General features: G+C 74.9%; 15 protein-coding genes. 9 read left to right on the top strand and 6 right to left on the bottom strand.

Annotated elements, in window-relative coordinates; genetic code table 11:
- Positions 1 to 66 precede the first annotated feature (66 nt).
- Both SM577_RS09110 and SM577_RS09115 read left to right on the top strand, forming a co-directional pair.
- A complete protein-coding gene (locus tag SM577_RS09110; RefSeq protein ID WP_474586679.1) occupies positions 67 to 1,281 on the top strand; it encodes a sensor histidine kinase in 1,215 nt (404 codons plus the stop codon).
- Positions 1,278 to 1,919 carry a response regulator gene (locus SM577_RS09115; protein ID WP_302920866.1) on the top strand — a complete coding sequence of 214 codons (642 nt, stop codon included), beginning with the start codon at positions 1,278 to 1,280 and terminating at the stop codon, positions 1,917 to 1,919. Before SM577_RS09110 ends, SM577_RS09115 begins: the two co-directional genes overlap by 4 nt.
- A 125-nt stretch (positions 1,920 to 2,044) precedes the next feature.
- Here SM577_RS09115 and SM577_RS09120 read toward each other — a convergent pair whose 3' ends face one another.
- The 3 genes from SM577_RS09120 to SM577_RS09130 are packed head-to-tail and all read right to left on the bottom strand — an operon-like array spanning position 2,045 to position 4,932.
- The gene (locus tag SM577_RS09120) at positions 2,045 to 2,650 is read right to left on the bottom strand and encodes a DedA family protein (RefSeq protein WP_474586680.1); all 606 of its coding nucleotides are present in this window, start codon (positions 2,648 to 2,650) and stop codon (positions 2,045 to 2,047) included.
- A 40-nt stretch (positions 2,651 to 2,690) separates the two neighbouring features.
- Positions 2,691 to 3,572, bottom strand: a complete 882-nt coding sequence (locus tag SM577_RS09125) for a MaoC/PaaZ C-terminal domain-containing protein (protein ID WP_302920868.1) — start codon at positions 3,570 to 3,572, stop codon at positions 2,691 to 2,693.
- Position 3,573: 1 nt separating this feature from the next.
- Complete coding sequence (locus SM577_RS09130; protein WP_474586681.1) at positions 3,574 to 4,932, bottom strand: 3-oxoacyl-ACP reductase; 1,359 nt, start codon at positions 4,930 to 4,932, stop codon at positions 3,574 to 3,576.
- 54 nt (positions 4,933 to 4,986) lie between these two features.
- On the opposite strand from SM577_RS09130, the gene SM577_RS09135 reads away from it, so the two are divergent.
- Positions 4,987 to 6,279 carry an acetyl-CoA C-acetyltransferase gene (locus SM577_RS09135; protein WP_474586682.1) on the top strand — a complete coding sequence of 431 codons (1,293 nt, stop codon included), beginning with the start codon at positions 4,987 to 4,989 and terminating at the stop codon, positions 6,277 to 6,279.
- A 46-nt stretch (positions 6,280 to 6,325) separates the two neighbouring features.
- Here SM577_RS09135 and SM577_RS09140 read toward each other — a convergent pair whose 3' ends face one another.
- Positions 6,326 to 6,802 carry a hypothetical protein gene (locus SM577_RS09140; protein ID WP_302920871.1) on the bottom strand — a complete coding sequence of 159 codons (477 nt, stop codon included), beginning with the start codon at positions 6,800 to 6,802 and terminating at the stop codon, positions 6,326 to 6,328.
- A 245-nt stretch (positions 6,803 to 7,047) separates the two neighbouring features.
- On the opposite strand from SM577_RS09140, the gene SM577_RS09145 reads away from it, so the two are divergent.
- Together SM577_RS09145 and purB are read left to right on the top strand one after the other, a co-directional pair.
- On the top strand, positions 7,048 to 8,763 hold the full coding sequence (locus SM577_RS09145) for a sugar ABC transporter permease (RefSeq protein ID WP_474586683.1): 1,716 nt from the start codon (positions 7,048 to 7,050) through the stop codon (positions 8,761 to 8,763).
- Between the two features lie 5 nt (positions 8,764 to 8,768).
- Positions 8,769 to 10,190 carry an adenylosuccinate lyase gene (purB, locus tag SM577_RS09150; protein ID WP_302920873.1) on the top strand — a complete coding sequence of 474 codons (1,422 nt, stop codon included), beginning with the start codon at positions 8,769 to 8,771 and terminating at the stop codon, positions 10,188 to 10,190.
- A 126-nt stretch (positions 10,191 to 10,316) separates the two neighbouring features.
- On the opposite strand, the gene SM577_RS09155 is transcribed toward purB, so the two are convergent.
- Positions 10,317 to 10,883, bottom strand: coding sequence for a YbjQ family protein (locus SM577_RS09155; RefSeq protein ID WP_474580088.1), 567 nt, complete (start codon positions 10,881 to 10,883; stop codon positions 10,317 to 10,319).
- A gap of 23 nt (positions 10,884 to 10,906) precedes the next feature.
- A complete protein-coding gene (locus tag SM577_RS09160) occupies positions 10,907 to 11,590 on the bottom strand; it encodes a S1 family peptidase (protein ID WP_302920875.1) in 684 nt (227 codons plus the stop codon).
- 413 nt (positions 11,591 to 12,003) lie between these two features.
- On the opposite strand from SM577_RS09160, the gene purS reads away from it, so the two are divergent.
- From purS to SM577_RS09180, 4 genes are all read left to right on the top strand, one after another.
- On the top strand, positions 12,004 to 12,267 hold the full coding sequence (purS, locus tag SM577_RS09165) for a phosphoribosylformylglycinamidine synthase subunit PurS (protein ID WP_302920876.1): 264 nt from the start codon (positions 12,004 to 12,006) through the stop codon (positions 12,265 to 12,267).
- Positions 12,264 to 12,947, top strand: coding sequence for a phosphoribosylformylglycinamidine synthase subunit PurQ (gene purQ, locus SM577_RS09170; RefSeq protein ID WP_474580087.1), 684 nt, complete (start codon positions 12,264 to 12,266; stop codon positions 12,945 to 12,947). Before purS ends, purQ begins: the two co-directional genes overlap by 4 nt.
- Before the next feature lie 130 nt (positions 12,948 to 13,077).
- Complete coding sequence (purL, locus tag SM577_RS09175; RefSeq protein ID WP_474586684.1) at positions 13,078 to 15,819, top strand: phosphoribosylformylglycinamidine synthase subunit PurL; 2,742 nt, start codon at positions 13,078 to 13,080, stop codon at positions 15,817 to 15,819.
- Between the two features lie 4 nt (positions 15,820 to 15,823).
- On the top strand, positions 15,824 to 16,579 hold the full coding sequence (locus SM577_RS09180; protein ID WP_474586866.1) for a 2-phosphosulfolactate phosphatase: 756 nt from the start codon (positions 15,824 to 15,826) through the stop codon (positions 16,577 to 16,579).
- Positions 16,580 to 16,728 lie beyond the last annotated feature (149 nt).

Raw genomic sequence — 16,728 nt, forward strand, 5'->3', positions numbered from 1 at the left:
GCCGGCGGGCTCGGGGTACGCCGCCGGCGCTCGGGCGGGCGGCCGGGCAGCGCCTACGCTCGGAGCGTGACCTCCAACGTCGCCGCGCTCCGGCGGACCGTCGAGCGGCACCTGCCGCTCGGGCTCGCCCTGCTCGTCGGCGGCGGGGTCTGGTACTCGGCGACCGGGGCGCTCGGCGTCCGTTCCCCGCTGCCCGGGGCGCTGGTGCTCGCCGTCGCCGTCGCCGCCGGCTGGGCCGCCGGGATCGTGCACCGGCGGCGGTGGCCGCTCTTCGCCGCGGCGGCCGTCGCCTGGCTGCTGCTGGCCGCCTGGCCCGCCGGGGTCGCCGCCTCCTGGCAGGCCGGCCTGCGGCTGCGCGGCCTGCGGCGGCTCGGCGGCTTCCTGGCCGGCGCCGCGGTGGTGCTCACGCTGGGTGTGCTGGTCGGCCAGGCGGTGGGTGGCGAGCGCCGGCTGACCACCGCCACCCCGGGCAACGCCGTCGCGATGGCGGCCTGGCTGGTGGTCTTCCCGCTGGTGGTCGGGCTCTGGATCCGGGCGCGCCGGGACACCCTCGCCGCGTTGCGGGACCGGGCCGCGCGGCTGGAGCGGGAGCAGGAGGCCCGGGCGGAGCGGGCCCGGGCGGAGGAGCGGGCCCGGATCGCCCGGGAGATGCACGACGTGGTGGCGCACCGGGTGTCGCTGATGGTGGTGCGGGCCGGCGCCCTGGAGGTGACCGCCGCCGACCCGGCGACCGTCGAGGCCGCCGCGCTGATCCGGTCCACCGGCCGGCAGGCCCTCACCGACCTGCGCGAGGTGCTCGGCGTGCTCCGGCAGGCCGGCGGTGGGAGCGGCCCCGCCCCGGCCGAGCCGGCTCCGGGTGGTCCTGCGGTGCCCGGTGGGTCGGACACCGCCCCGCTGCCGGGGCTTGCCGGGGTGGACGAGCTGGTCCGCGAGTCCCGGGCCGCCGGGCTGCGGGTGGAGCGCCGGGACGAGGGGAGGCCGGCGGCGGTGCCGGCGACGGTGGGGCGGACGGTGTACCGGGTCGTCCAGGAGGCGCTGACCAACGTCCGCAAGCACGCGGCCGACGCGGCGGTGACCGTCCGGCTGCACCACCAGAGCGGCGGGATCGAGGTCAGTGTCCGCAACGGCCCGTCCACCGCGGGCGCCGGCCTGCCCGGTGCCGGGCTCGGCCTGGTCGGCCTGCGGGAACGGGTGGAACTGCTGGGCGGACGGCTGGAGGCCGGCCCGCGCGACGGCGGCTTCCTGGTCCGGGCGCTGATCCCGGTGGAGGAGGAGCGGTGATCCGGGTCCTGGTCGCCGACGACGAGCAGTTGGTCCGCTCCGGGCTGCGGCTGATCCTGGAGGCGGCGCCGGAGATCACCGTGGTCGGCGAGGCGGCCGACGGCGCCGAGGCGCTGGCCGAGGCCCGCCGGCTCCGCCCCGACGTGGTGCTGCTGGACGTGCGGATGCCCGGCACCGACGGGCTGGCCGCCGCGCCGCGGATCGTCGCCGGCGGCGCGAAGGTGATCATGCTGACCACCTTCGACCGGGACGAGTACGTGCACCGCGCGCTGCGCGCCGGTGCGGTCGGTTTCCTGCTCAAGGACACCCCGCCCCGGGACCTCGCCGCGGCGGTGCGGACCGTGGCGGCCGGGAACGCGATGCTGGCGCCGACGGTGACCCGGCGGCTGATCGAGTCCTTCGCCGAGCGGGGCCCGGACCGGCGGGAGGCCGCCCGGCAGCGGCTCGGCGAGCTCACCGCGCGGGAGCTGGAGATCGTCCGGGAGGTGGCCCGGGGGCACGCCAACGCCGGTATCGCTCGCCGCCTGGGCATGAGCGAGGCCACCGTCAAGGCGCACGTCAGCCGCGCCCTGGCCAAGCTCGGCGCGGACAACCGGGTGCAGTTGGCGATCCTGGTGCACGACGCCGACCTGTCCTGAACCCGCCGACCCGGGCGCGGGCCGGGAAGCCGGGCGAGGCACGGTCAGCGGTGCGGAGGGTGGCCGGGCCGGGAGCGCCGCCGGCCGGCGCGTGGGCGGGAGTGACGCCGGCGCGGGCGCCGTGGTCAGGGCGGGGCGGCCGGGCGGCGGCGGTGGCGCAGCCGCCGGACCGCCTCCAGCAGCAGGGTGACGACCACCGAGAGGCCCACCCCGACCAGCACGCCGCGGACCGGGTCGCGTTCGAAGGCCAGCCCGCCGAAGTAGCCGAGCAGCGCGCAGTAGACGGCCCAGGTGAACGCCCCGATCGCGTCGAAGAGCAGGAACGACCGGCGGGAGTAGCGCACCGCGCCCATGGTCAGGGTCACCGCGGTCCGCCCGCCGGGGATGTACCGGGAGGTGGTCAGGATCAGGCCGCCGCGCTGCTCGACCGCGCGCCGGGCCCACTCCGAGCCGGGCCGCCGCCGGCCGTCCCGGCGGAACCGGGCCAGCGGCCGTGCTCCCCTTCCGATGGCGTACGAGACGTGGTCGCCGGTGAGCGCGCCGAGGAAGGCCGCCACGATCACCCACGCCAGGTCGGGGTGCCCGCCGGCGGAGAGGACGGCGGCGGTGATCACCGCCGCCTCGCCCGGCACCGCCGGGAAGAACGCGTCGACCGCGGTGACCCCGAAGAGCACCAGGTACACCCACGGTGAGGCGACCGTCTCCCGGAGCAGGTCGAGCACGGCTTCCATGCCTCCATGCTGGCCGGGTACCGGCCGCCCGGGGGCGGAGTCAGCGGATCGTGCCGATCAGGTGGGGGCGGCCGGTACGCGCGTCGTGCAGGGCGAACTCCCGGGCCGGGGCGGCGCTGAAGGCGACAGTGCCGGGCAGCGGCACGGGCAGCTTGAACGCCACGTCGACGGTGAAGGCGTCCGGCAGCCGGCTCTCCAGCGCGGCCAGACAGCGGGCCTTGCTCCACATCCCGTGCGCGATCGGGCGGGGGAAGCCGAACAGCCGGGCCCCCAGCCGGGAGGTGTGGATCGGGTTGTGGTCGCCGGAGACCCGCGCGTAGTCGGTACCCACCCGGGGCTCGACCCGCCAGCGCGCGACGGCGGGCGGCGGCGCCGGCCGCTCGCCCCGGTCGCGCCGCTCGCCGCCGCCGGCGCGGCGCTCCTTGGCGAGGTACGTCGAGACGCCCCGCCACACCTCCGCCCCGTCCACCGAGGCGACCAGGACCACGTCCAGCTGGCGGCCCCGGTCGTGCGGGCGCAGGTTCTCCGCGTACGTGGTGAAGTCGAGCGTCTCGTCGGCGGTGAGCGGGCGGTGCACGGTGATCCGGTTGGCCACGTGCACCACGCCGGTCAGCGCGATCGGGAAGTCCGGCGCGGTCATCAGCCGCAGCGCCAGCGGGAAGCCGAGCACGTGCGGGTACGTCGGTGGCAGCCGGTCGGCCAGCCGGAACCCGCAGACCCGGTCGTAGTCGGCCAGGTGGGCCCGGTCGACGGCGACGCCGGTGACGGCCAGCTCGACGGCGGGCACGGTGGCGCCGCGCCGGCCGCCGACGCCGGGCAGCGCGCCGAGCAGGGCGCGCCGGTAGAGCGCGCCGGCCGCGGGCAGCACGGGCAGCTCGGCCCGGGCCCGGGCGGCGGCGGGACGGTCCTCGGTGCTCGCCATCTCAGGCCCCCAGCAGGCTCTGGCCGCAGACCCGGACCACGTTGCCGCTGAGCGCGCCGGAGGCCGGCCAGGCCAGCCAGCCGATGGTCTCCGCCACGTCGACCGGCAGGCCGCCCTGGGACATGCTGTTCATCCGCCGGCCCGCCTCCCGGATCACCAGCGGGATCCGGGCGGTCAGCCGGGTCTCGATGAACCCGGGGGCGACCGCGTTGACGCTGATCTGCCGGTCGCGCAGCGCCGGGGCGAGCGAGTCGACCAGCCCGATCACGCCGGCCTTGCTGGTGGCGTAGTTGGTCTGGCCCCGGTTGCCGGCGATGCCGGCGATGGAGGAGACGGAGACCAGCCGGCCGCCGGCCGGGATCAGCTCCCGCTCCAGCAGCACGTCGTTGATCCGCTCCTGGCTGGAGAGGTTGACGTCGATGACCGAGTCCCAGCGGTCGGCGTCCATCCGGCCGAGGGTCTTGTCCCGGGTGATGCCGGCGTTGTGCACCACCACGTCGACCCGGCCGTGCCGGACGGCCAGGTGGTCGGCGAGCCGGGCCGGGGCGTCCGGGGCGGTCAGGTCGAGCTGCACGGCGCTGCCGCCGATCTCGTTCGCCACCGCGGCCAGCTCGTCCCCGGCGGCCGGGATGTCCAGCGCCACCACCCGGGCGCCGTCCCGGGCCAGCACCCGGGCCAGCGCGGCGCCGATGCCCCGGGCCGCCCCGGTGACCAGCACCACCTGGCCGTCCAGCGGGCGGTCCCAGTCCGCCGCCGGCTCCGCCCGCCCGGCGCCGACCCGGACGACCTGCCCCGAGACGTACGCGGACCGGCCGGAGAGCAGGAACCGGAGCGTCGACTCCAGGCTGGTGAGGGTGCCCGGGTCGTCGCCAGTGGTGACGTACACCAGTTGGGCGGTGACGCCCCGGCCGAACTCCTTGCCGATGCTGCGGGTCAGCCCTTCCAGGGCCCGCTGGGCGGTCGCCTCCCGGGGCGTGCCGCACTCGGCGGGTGGGGTGCCGAGCACGATCACCCGGCCGCTGGGCAGCACCGAACGGGCCCGCGGGTGGAAGAAGTCGTAGAGCTGCCGCAGCCCGGTCGAGTCGGTGATCCCGGTGGCGTCGTACACCAGGGCGCCGAAGCGGGCGGCGGCGTCGGTGTCGGCGGCGGGATCGCGCACCTCGACCCCGGCGGCGGTGAGGATCTTGCCGACCGGCTCGGCGAGGCGGCCGCCGGTGGCCGCGCCGAGCAGGGCCGGCCCGGGCAGGAGGGGGTCGCCGGGGGTGTGCCGGCGCAGTCGCGGCGGGTCGGGCAGCCCGAGGCGCTTGACCAGCGCGCGGCCGGCCCCCGATTGGACGAAGCTCGCGTACCTGTCGGTCATAGGCGTAGCCTACTGACGAGTAGGGTTCGGGCAAGACTTTCCAGGAGGCGGATCGTGCAGAACATCCGGCGGGTAGCGGTCATCGGTGGCAACCGCATCCCCTTCGCCCGCTCCAACTCCCGCTACGCGAGCGCGTCCAACGCGGACATGCTCGGCGCGGCGCTCGACGGCCTGGTGGCCCGCTACGGCCTGGCCGGCCAGCGGGTCGGCGAGGTGGTCGCCGGCGCGGTGCTCAAGCACTCCCGGGACTTCAACCTGACCCGCGAGGTGGTGCTCGGTTCCCGGCTCGACCCGCACACCCCCGCGTACGACATCCAGCAGGCGTGCGGCACCGGGCTGGAGGCGGCCATCCTGGTCGCCAACAAGATCGCCCTCGGGCAGATCGACGTCGGCATCGCCGGCGGGGTCGACACCACCTCGGACGCTCCGCTGGCGGTCAACGAGGAGCTGCGCCGCACCCTGATCAAGCTGAACAGCGCCCGCACCCTGGGCGAGCGGCTGCGGCTCGCCGCGAAGCTGCGCCCGTCGCAGCCGTTCAAGCCGGAGATCCCGCGCAACGCCGAGCCGCGTACCGGGCTGTCCATGGGTGAGCACGCGGCCCGCACCGCGCTGCGCTGGAACATCGACCGGCAGTCCCAGGACGAGCTGGCGCTCCGCTCGCACCAGCGGCTCGCCGCCGCCTACGACCGGGGTTTCTTCGACGACCTGATGACGCCCTACCTCGGGCTGACCCGGGACCAGAACCTGCGTCCCGACACCAGCCTGGAGAAGCTCGGCTCGCTGAAGCCGGTCTTCGGCGCCAAGGGCCCGGACGCCGAGCGGGCCACCATGACCGCCGGCAACTCCTCCCCGCTGACCGACGGGGCGTCCACCGTGCTGCTCGCCTCCGAGGAGTGGGCCCGCGCGCACAGCCTGCCGGTGCTGGCCTGGTTCAGCTGGTCGGAGACGGCGGCGGTGGACTTCGTGCACGGCGACGAGGGGCTGCTGATGGCCCCCGCGTACGCGGTGCCGCGGATGCTGGCCCGGGCCGGGCTCACCCTCCAGGACTTCGACTACTACGAGATCCACGAGGCGTTCGCCTCGCAGGTGCTGGCCACCCTGGCCGCCTGGGAGTCGCCGGAGTTCTGCAAGGACCGGCTCGGCCTGGACGGCCCGCTCGGCGCGATCGACCGGGAGAAGCTCAACGTCAACGGCTCGTCGCTGGCCGCCGGGCACCCGTTCGCGGCCACCGGCGGCCGGATCGTGGCCACCCTGGCCAAGCTGCTCGCCGAGGCCGGCAGCGGCCGGGGCCTGATCTCGATCTGCGCGGCCGGCGGCCAGGGCGTGACCGCCATCCTGGAGCGCTGAGCGCACGGCTGCCCCGGCGATCGACCGGCCGGGGCAGCCGCACCGGTCAGTTGATCGCCGGGGAACCGGTCAGGGACCAGACGAAGTCGCCCTTGCCGTCGTTGTTGATGTTGTAGATGACCTTGCCGTCGGCGGTCCAGCCGCCGGACCCGGTGGCGAAGCTGCCCCGGCCGCAGAAGTCGTCACCCTGGTACAGCGAGTTGATGGACGCCGTCATCGAGCAGGTTTCCACCGCCTTGTCGGCGTCGTTGCGTTCGAGGCGGACCTCGACCGTGAACCTGTCGAACTTGTTGCTGCCGGCCTCGTTCCAGCTCACGTAGCCGTCGGCGAAGTGACCGCCGTTCTCCGACCGGACGCACAGCTTGACCGTCACGTCCGCGTTGTACCAGTCGGTCGGGAACTCCTTGCTGTTGCTCTTGCAGGCCACGGCCGCGCTTGCCGGCGCGGCGCCGACGACCAGCGCCCCGCCCGTCGCCAGCACCGTCGTCAGCGCCGCCGCACCAGCCTTGATCTTCCGGTTCACCCGTCCCACCCTTCGTCGTCCTGGTTCGCGGGCCAACCCGCCGGGCAGGGCCGGAGAACCAGTGGTCCTACCCGACTGTGGCTCCGCCGGATCGTCCGTCCTGTCTAGACGGACGCCGTCGGTGCGCACAAGGTCATTTACCGGTTGTGACGTCCGTCGCTCGGGTGTGGACCGATACCTCGACACGCGGTCCGCCCCGGTGGCCTAGCCTGGGACGGCTTCCCAGTCGACCGGAGGACAGCCCTGTGTCAGCCACCCCGACGTCCGCGCCCGATCCCCGGGTCCACCCCACGCCACCCTTCCCGGCCCCGGCCGGCCCCCCGTCGACCGGGGGCGTCGGCATCGGCCGCGGCGCCCAGATCGTCATCGCCCTGGTACTGCTCGTACCGGCGGCCGTCGCCCTGCTCTGGTCGTACGTGCTCCCGTCGGTCAGCACGCTGGTGGAGAGCTTCCGGCGGGGGCGGTTCCCGGGCGGCCGGAGCGAGCCGGCCGGCGGCGACAACTACGCCCAGGTGATCGAGCGCGGCTTCCTCGGCGATCTGGGCCACGCGCTGCTGCTCGCGCTGGTGCCGCTGCTGCTCGCGCTGCTCGTCGCCCCGCTGCTCGCGCTCGCCGCGGAACGGGCCGGCCGGGTGCCGCGCCTGGTGACCCGAGGGCTGCTGGCCCTGCCGCTGGCCACCTACGCCCCGCTCGCCGTCGGGCTGGCGTGGACCCTCGACCGGTTCGACACCGACCGGGACGCCTGGACGCAGGCCCCCACGCTGACCGCCGTACGCACCGCGGGGCTGCTGGTGGCCGGGCTGGTGGTGGCGGTCGGCGCCACCGCCTTCCTGGCCGTGCTGCGCCGCCGCGCCGGCGGCGGCCGTTCCGTTCCGGCGGCCCTCGCCGTCGGCGGCGTGCTCGGGTTGACAGTCGTCGCGGTGGCCGTGCAGTCCTGGTCCCTCCAGTGGCCCGTCCTCGGCAGCGGCCGCGACGAGCGGACCGGCCCGATGGTGCGGATCGTGCGGGAGAGCCTGAGCCGCCTCGACTTCGGCGTCGGCGCCGCGGGCAGCGTGCTGCTGTTGGCGCTGTTGGCCGCGCTCGGCGTCCTCGCCGTCGTCCTGCTCCTGGTGACCCGCACCCGGATCACCTTCACCGGTTGGCGGGACCGTCCGGGGGGCGCGGCGCCCGCCGGACGGAACCCGGTCGCGCTCGGTGCGCTGGCCGTGGGGCTGGTGGCCTTCCTCGGCCTGCTGGCGTACGTGTTGGCACCGTGGCTGGGGGCGCTCACCGCCGACGCGCCGCCGCTGCCCGCCGGCGTCTCCACCGGCCGGATCCAGGTCAACACCTGGCTCCCGCCGCTGATCTCGGCGGTGGTCGGGGTGGGCCTCGCCGCGCTGGCCGGCTTCGCGATCGGCGGCCTGCGCCCGCTGGGCCGGGCCAGCGAGCTGCTCCTGCTGCCCTTCGCGCCCTGGCTCTTCGTCGGCGACGGCCCGCTGGCCCTCGCGCACTTCATCCGGGCTCAGGAGGCCGACCAGCTCGACACCTTCGTCGGGCTGATCCCGCCGGGCTGGCTGTCGATCCCCGCGCTCGTGGTGTTCACCCTGTTCTTCAAGGGTCAGCGGGAACGCTGGGCGGCCGGCGGCGGGTTCGCCTCGACGATGCTGCTCCCCGCCCTGCCGTTGCTGGCCGGGGCCGGGCTGCTGAGCTGGCTGGTCAGCGCGCAGAGCTGGCTCTGGCCGCAGCTGGTCGTCCGGGACGTCCAGCACGCGCCGGCGGCGAACCTCGTCCTCATGCGGCTCGCGCAGTCGTTCGGCGATCCGGAGGCGATGCGGGGGTTCGGCGCCCAGGTGCTGCCGCTGCCGATGCTGCTGCTCCTGCTGGCCGCGTTCCTGGCGCTGCAGCTGGGCTACCTGGACCGCCTCGTCGTCACCGGTGGGTCGACGCGCGGCCGGGCCGGGTCCGCCGACGTGAAAGACTGAGGTACGTGACGATCCCGAACGTGCTCGCCAACCGGTACGCCTCGCCCGAACTGGTCGCCCTCTGGTCGCCGGAGGAGAAGGTGCGGATGGAGCGGCGGCTCTGGCTCGCCGTGCTCCGGGCGCAGCGTGACCTCGGGGTGCCGGTGCCGGACGGGGTGGTCGAGGCGTACGAGCGGGTGCTCGACCAGGTCGACCTGGCCTCGATCGCCGAGCGCGAGCGGGTCACCCGGCACGACGTGAAGGCCCGGATCGAGGAGTTCAGCGCGCTCGCCGGGCACGAGCACGTGCACAAGGGGATGACCTCCCGGGACCTCACCGAGAACGTCGAGCAGCTCCAGGTGCGCCGCTCGCTGGAGCTGATCCGGGACCGGGTGGTGGCCACCCTGGCCCGGCTGGCCCGGCTCGCCGTCGAGCACTCCGACCTGGTGATGACCGGGCGTTCGCACAACGTCGCGGCGCAGGCGACCACGCTGGGCAAGCGCTTCGCGTCGGCCGCCGAGGAGCTGCTGATCGCGTACGAGCGGCTGGACGACCTGATCGACTGGTACCCGCTGCGCGGCATCAAGGGCCCGGTGGGCACCGCCGCCGACCAGCTCGACCTCTTCGACGGCGACGCCGACAAGGTGGCCGAGCTGGAGCGCCGGGTGGCCGGGCACCTCGGCTTCACCCGGGTGCTGGACAGCGTCGGCCAGGTCTACCCGCGCTCGATCGACCTGGCGGTGCTCTCCGCGCTGGCCCAGATCGCCGCCGCGCCGTCGTCGCTGGCCACCACGATCCGGCTGATGGTCGGCCAGGAGCTGGCGACCGAGGGCTTCAAGCCGGGCCAGGTCGGCTCCAGCGCCATGCCGCACAAGATGAACACCCGCTCCAGCGAGCGGGTCAACGGGTTCGCGGTGATCATCCGGGGCTACCTGTCGATGGTCGGCGAGCTGGCCGGCGACCAGTGGAACGAGGGGGACGTCTCCTGCTCGGTGGTCCGCCGGGTGGCCCTGCCGGACGCGTTCTTCGCCGCCGACGGGCTGTTCCAGACCTTCCTCACCGTGCTGGACGAGTTCGGGGCGTACCCGGCGGTGATCAACCGGGAGCTGGAGCGGTTCCTGCCGTTCCTGGCCACCACCAAGATCCTGGTGGCCGCGGTCCGGCGCGGCGTCGGGCGCGAGGCGGCGCACGAGGCGATCAAGGAGCACGCCGTCGCCGTGGCGCTGAACATGCGGGAGAAGGGCGCCGCCGAGAACGACCTCTTCGACCGCCTCGCCGCCGACGGCCGCCTCGGGCTGTCCCGCGCCGAGATCGACGCCCTGGTCGCCGACCGCACCGCCTTCGTCGGCGCCGCCCCCGCCCAGGTCGAGTCGGTAGCCCGCCGCGTAGCCGCCGTCGCCGCCACCCACCCCACCGCCACCACCTACACCCCACCCCCCATCCTCTGACCCCACCCCGCCCCCACCCCCCGGGGGGCCGCCCTGTTGATCATGAGGTTAGCGGCGAAGTCGATCTCCGAAATCGCCGCCAACCTCATGATCAACGGGACGGCGCGGGAGGGGCGGTGGGGCGGGTTAGGTGTTGCGGGTGGGGGTTTCGGCGGCGGTGCGGAGGTTGGGGGCGCTGGCGGGCTCGGCGATGCCGCCGGGGGCCGCGGCGATCTCGCCCTCGTGCGCGGTCTCCGCGGCGACCAGCGGCTGGTCGGGCGGCATGACGTCGGGCACCTTGGGCACCACGATCACCGCCGTGCCGTACGCGCAGATCTCCATCCACATCTCGCCGCAGTCGCGGCTGTCGAACCGCATCCCCACCACGGCGTTCGCGCCGAGCCGGCGGGCCTCCTCGCCGAGCCGGGCCACCGAGTCGGTACGCCACCGGGTGAGGTTGTCCGGCGCCATCGGGTCGTACGCGCCACCGCGCAGGTTCTTGACCCCCTCGCGGTACGGGTTCCGCGTTCTGGCCATCGATGACACCACTTCGCCGAGAATCTGGCGGATCTCGTACCCGGGTAGTTGCTCCGTCGTCACGACCAGCACGTTTCCGATGCTGTCAGGGGACCCGGCACCCCATCGTGAGGGTTGTTCACCTGATCGGATGCTGCAAAACGGCGCGGCGCGGACGGCCGGCACGTCGCCGACCATCCGCGCCGCCGGGGCGCTAACCGTCAGACACCGGCCACCGAGGTGATCCAGGCCCGGTTGTACGCGACACTGCCGTAGTTCTGGATGCTCTGGCCGTCGGCGGTCGAGGCGACCCCGACCTGGCGGCCGTTGTAGAACTGCGGGCCGCCCGAGTCGCCCCGCCACGCGTTGCCGTTGATCCGGGTGCTCCGGATCGCCTGGCCGCCGTACGCGTCGGTGGCGCTGTTGCTGGTCACCTGGACGCTGGCGGTCTTCAGCTGGCTGGACGCGGAGCAGCCGCTGTAGCAGGTCATGCCCCAGCCGTAGATCGAGTTGGTCGAGCCGATCGGCGGGTTGCTGCTGGCCAGCGTGACGTACGAGGTGCTCACCGAGCTGGACAGCCGCATCAGGGCCAGGTCGTAGCGGCTGTAGGTGGCGCTCACGGTGCGGGTGACGCCGCCGGAGGAGCGGTAGACGCTGCCCACCCGGACCGACATCGAGCCGCCGAGGCAGTGCCGGGCGGTGAGCACCCACTGCGGGGCGATGATCGTGCCGGAGCAGGTGAACGAGCCGTTGCTGAACACCGCGGCCGCCCACGGGGCGGACGAGACGGTGCCGCCGCCGATGATCGGGTCCGGGCCGGCCGGGGCGGCGACGGCGCCGGAACTGGCACCGAGCAGGGTGGCCGCGGTGGTGGCGAGGACCGCGACCAGGGATCGGATGCGCATTGCGGGGGCTCCTTCTGCGGGGATGGACCCGGGTTCGCCGGGTCCGGCCTGCCGGCCGGCGGGCGGGGGTGGCCCGGCGGCCGGGGACAATCATCGACGTCCGACGATGTACCGTAGAGCGCTGAGATGTCGTTCACAAGAGTTTCATCGAAATTCGCCGATGTCCTTCCGGGGGCTGGTCCGGGCCCCGGCGGCGGACCGGTCGAACCGGGCGAAACGCCGCGCGCGGCAACGAACACGCATCGGGATCGCAACGACTCGGCATCGGGGCTCACCGGGCCGCCCTCGATTACGTCGATGACTGCCTGACCCGCGTCCGGCCGGTGCGGTCGGGGCCGGATCTGCCAGGTAGGCTGGCTGCGCTCGCCCGTTGTGGGTCGGCACCCAACTGCGTACACAGTCAGGAGTGCCCAGTGCCTCGCGTCGTCGTCGACGTCATGCTCAAGCCCGAGATCCTCGATCCGCAGGGCCAGGCCGTCGCAAACGCGCTGCCCCGGCTCGGCGTCAGCGACGTCGCCTCGGTCCGGATCGGCAGGCGGATCGAGATCGAGTTCACCGGTGAACCGGACCTGGACCGGGCCCGGGAGATCGCCGACAAGCTGCTCGCCAACCCGGTCATCGAGGACTACACCGTCCGCCTGGTCGAGGCCGACGAGACCGCGGACGCCCGCTCGTGACCGCGCGGGTCGGTGTGGTGACGTTCCCCGGCTCGCTCGACGACGGGGACGCGGCCCGGGCCGTCCGGATCGCCGGCGCCGAGCCGGTCCGCCTCTGGCACGGCGACCCGGCGCTGCACGGGGTGGACGCGGTCGTGCTGCCCGGCGGCTTCTCCTACGGTGACTACCTGCGCTGCGGCGCCATCGCCCGGTTCGCCCCGGTGATGGAGACGATCGTGGACGCGGCCCGGGGCGGCCTGCCGGTGCTCGGCATCTGCAACGGCTTCCAGATCCTCTGCGAGGCCCACCTGCTGCCCGGCGCGCTGACCCGAAACCAGCACCTGCACTTCCGCAACCGCGACCAGTTCCTGCGGATCGAGTCGGCCGGCACCGCCTGGACCAACGCGTTCCAGCCCGGCCAGGAGGTGCTGATCCCGGTCAAGAACGGCGAGGGCTGCTACGTCGCCGACCCCGCGACGCTGGACCAGCTCGAGGCCGAGGGCCGGGTGGTCGCCCGGTACATCGGCGGCAACCCCAACGGGTCGCAGCGCGACATCGCGGCGATCACCAACTCCGCCGGCAACGTCGTCGGCATCATGCCGCACCCCGAGCACGCGGTGGAGGAGCTGACCGGCCCCTCCCTGGACGGTCTCGGCTTCTTCACCTCGGTCCTCAAGCACCTGGTGGGGGCGCCGGCGTGAGCGCGAGGAGCGAGCCGGGTCCGCGAGCCCCGCAGTCGCGGACGACGAGCGGGGCGGTGACCGGTCGCGGCGGGATCATCGGTCGGCTCACCCGCCCGCGGGGCGGCCACGAGCGCAGCGAGGAGAGGTCATGACCACCCATCCGGACCCGGTACGGGAGACCCCCGAGGTCGCCCCGGCACAGCCGCGCGCGGCCGCCGACGTGCCGCCGGCCGCGCCGGCCACCGGGCCGGCGCCCGCCGGCTGGGCCGAGGACGTGGACACCGTGCCGCGCGCCGGTGGCACCCCGGGCGAGCTCCAGCCGTACGCCGAGCTCGGGCTCCGTGACGACGAGTACGACCGGATCCGGCACATCCTCGGCCGCCGGCCCACCCAGGCCGAGCTGGCCATGTACTCGATCATGTGGAGCGAGCACTGCTCCTACAAGTCCAGCAAGGTGCACCTGCGCCAGTTCGGAGAGAAGGCCCCGCCGAGCGACCGGCTGCTCGCCGGCATCGGCGAGAACGCCGGCGTGGTGCGGGTCTCCGACGAGCTGGCGGTGACCTTCAAGGTCGAGTCGCACAACCACCCGAGCTTCGTCGAGCCCTACCAGGGCGCGGCCACCGGCGTCGGCGGCATCGTCCGGGACATCCTCGCCATGGGCGCCCGCCCGGTCGCGGTGATGGACCCGCTGCGCTTCGGCGCCGCCGACCACCCGGACACCGCCCGGGTGCTCCCCGGCGTGGTGGCCGGCGTCGGCGGCTACGGCAACTGCCTGGGCCTGCCGAACATCGGCGGCGAGGTCGTCTTCGACCCGTGCTACCAGGGCAACCCGCTGGTCAACGCGCTCTGCCTGGGCGTGCTGCCGGTCAACCGGCTGCAGAACAAGGCCGCCGCCGGGCCGGGCAACGTCGTGGTGCTGATGGGCGCCAAGACCGGCCGGGACGGCATCGGCGGCGTCTCCGTGCTGGCCAGCGCCACCTTCGACGAGGGCAGCGAGGAGCGGCGCCCGTCCGTCCAGGTCGGCGACCCGTTCATGGAGAAGCTGCTGATCGAGGCGTGCCTGGAGCTGTACGACGCCGAGCTGGTGGTCGGCATCCAGGACCTCGGCGGCGCCGGGCTGACCTGCGCGCTCACCGAGACCGCCGCGGCGGCCGGCACCGGCATGCGGGTCTGGCTGGAGCGGGTGCCGCTGCGCGAGCCCTCGATGGAGCCGCACGAGATCCTGGCCAGCGAGTCGCAGGAGCGGATGCTGCTGGTCGTCGAGCCGGAGAAGCTCGACGCGGTGCTCAAGACCGCCGAGAAGTGGGGCGTCTGGGCGACCGCCATCGGCGAGGTCACCCCGCCCGCGCCGGACGGCCAGCCGGGCCGGCTGGTGATCACCTGGCGGGACCACCTGGTGGTCGACGTCCCGCCGGGCTCGCTGGTCGACGACGGCCCGGTCTACGCCCGCCCGATGCGCGAGCCGGCCGACCTGATCCTGCTCCAGGCCGACCGGGCCGAGACGCTGCCCCGCCCGGCCGACCCGGAGGCGCTGCGCGAGACCGTGCTGCGCATGATCGCGTCGCCGAACCTGGCCGACAAGACCTGGGTCACCGAGCAGTACGACCGCTACGTGCTGGGCAACACCGTGCTGGCCCAGCCGGAGGACTCCGGCGTGATCCGGATCGACGAGCGGACCGGGCTCGGGGTGGCGCTGTCGGTGGACGGCAACGGCCGGTACGCCCGGCTCGACCCGTACCACGGCACCAAGCTGGCGCTCGCCGAGGCGTACCGGAACGTGGTGGTCACCGGCGCGAAGCCGATCGCCGTCACCAACTGCCTGAACTTCGGCTCGCCGGAGGACCCGGGCGTGATGTGGCAGTTCGCCGAGGCCGTCCGCGGCCTGGCCGACGGCTGCGCCGAGCTGGGCATCCCGGTCACCGGCGGCAACGTCAGCTTCTACAACCAGACCGGTGCCGCGGCCATCCACCCGACCCCGGTGGTCGGCGTGCTGGGCGTGCTCGACGACGTGGCCAACCGGGTGCCGATGGGCTTCGTGCCCCGGCCGAACGGCGACCACGACCAGCTCTTCCTGCTCGGCGAGACGCACGTGGAGCTCTCCGGCTCGGAGTGGGCGTGGGTCACCCACGAGCACCTCGGCGGCGTACCGCCGCAGGTCGACCTGGCCCACGAGCGGGCGCTGGGCGAACTGCTCGCGGAGGCCGCCCGGGTCGGGCACCTCAGCTCGGCGCACGACCTCTCCGACGGCGGTCTGGCGCAGAGCCTGGTCGAGTCCTGCCTGCGGCGCGGGGTCGGCGCCCGGATCGCGGTGCCGGAGCGGTTCGCGGGCGGCTCGATGCCGTTCGTCTACCTGTTCAGCGAGTCCGCCGGGCGGGTGCTGGTCTCGGTGCCGCGCGGCCACGAGAAGGCGTTCACCGCCCTCTGCGCCGAGCGCGGGGTGCCGTTCGAGCTGATCGGCGTCACCGACCCGACCGGCGGTGCGCTGGAGGTGCACGGCCAGTTCCGGATCGGCCTGGACGAGCTGCGCGCCGCGCACACCGCCACCCTGCCGCGCCTCTTCTCCGGCGCCGAGGTGGCCGAGGTGCCCGCGCCGGCGACCGGCGTGGCCGGTGCCGTCGAGGCGGTGCCGCTGCCGGTCAGCGAGCCGGCCGCCGAGGTCGCGCCGGTGGACCCGGCGAGCGTCGAGTCCGAGCCGATCGCGTCGGCCGGGCCGGTCCCGCGGGCCGGCGCGGCGGAGCCGGTCGCCCCGGCCGCCGACACCGCCGCCGACGCGCCCGAGGCCACGGCGGGTCCGGTCGAGGCCGCCGACGAGCCGGCCGAGCCCGCCGCCGAGGCGACCCGGTCGGACTCCGGTGCCGACGAGCAGCCCGCCGAGCCCGATCAGCGCTGAGGCGTTGGCCGCGGCGGTCTACGCGCAGCCCGGCTCGGGCGCCCGGTTCGACTGGGGCCTGAGCGGGGCGGCCGAACTCGGCCGGGTCTGCGCGGTGCTGGTGGTGGTGGACGTGCTCTCGTTCACCACCGCCGTCGAGGTGGCGGTCGGCCGCGGCATGCGGGTGCACCCGTTCCCGTGGGGCGAGCAGGCCGCCGAGTACGCGCGCCGGGTCGGTGCGGTCGCCGCCGTGGGTCGCCGGAAGACCACGCCCGAGCAGCCGTGGTCGCTCTCCCCGGCGGCGCTGAGCACCGCCCCGGTCGTCGCCGACCTGGTGCTGCCCTCGCCGAACGGTTCGGCGATCAGCGCCGCGGCCAGCGCCACCGGCCTGCCGGTGGTCGCGGGCTGCCTGCGCAACGCCCGCGCCGTCGGGCGCTGGCTCCAGCGACAGGGGTACGGCTCGACGGACGCGCCGGTGGGGGTGGTCGCCGCCGGCGAACGCTGGCCGGACGGGTCGCTGCGACCCTCGGTGGAGGACCAGCTCGGCGCGGCCTGCGTGCTCGACGCCGTGTCGAACGTGCCGGGCGGGCTCTCCGTGGAGGCGGCCATGGCGCTCGCCGCGCTGGCCAGCACCCCGGACGTGCCGGCCGCCGTCCGGGGCTGCGTCTCGGGCCGGGAACTGGTCGAGGGCGGCTTCGCCCAGGACGTCGAGATCGCGGTACAGGTCGGGGTGTCGGACGTGGTGCCGGTGCTCCGCCACGGCGTCTTCTCCGCCGCCTGACCGCGTCCCGGCGCGCCGACCTCCGGCCGCGCGCTCGGCGCGGCCCAGCCGCGTTGGCGGCGCATCCCTGCGGCGCACTCCCTCCGCGCTCTGCCCCCAGACCGCTGGGGCGCTCCACGGCGACAGCGCGAACCGAAAAGGCCGCCCGG

The sequence above is a fragment of the Micromonospora desertarenae genome (genome assembly GCF_056150265.1).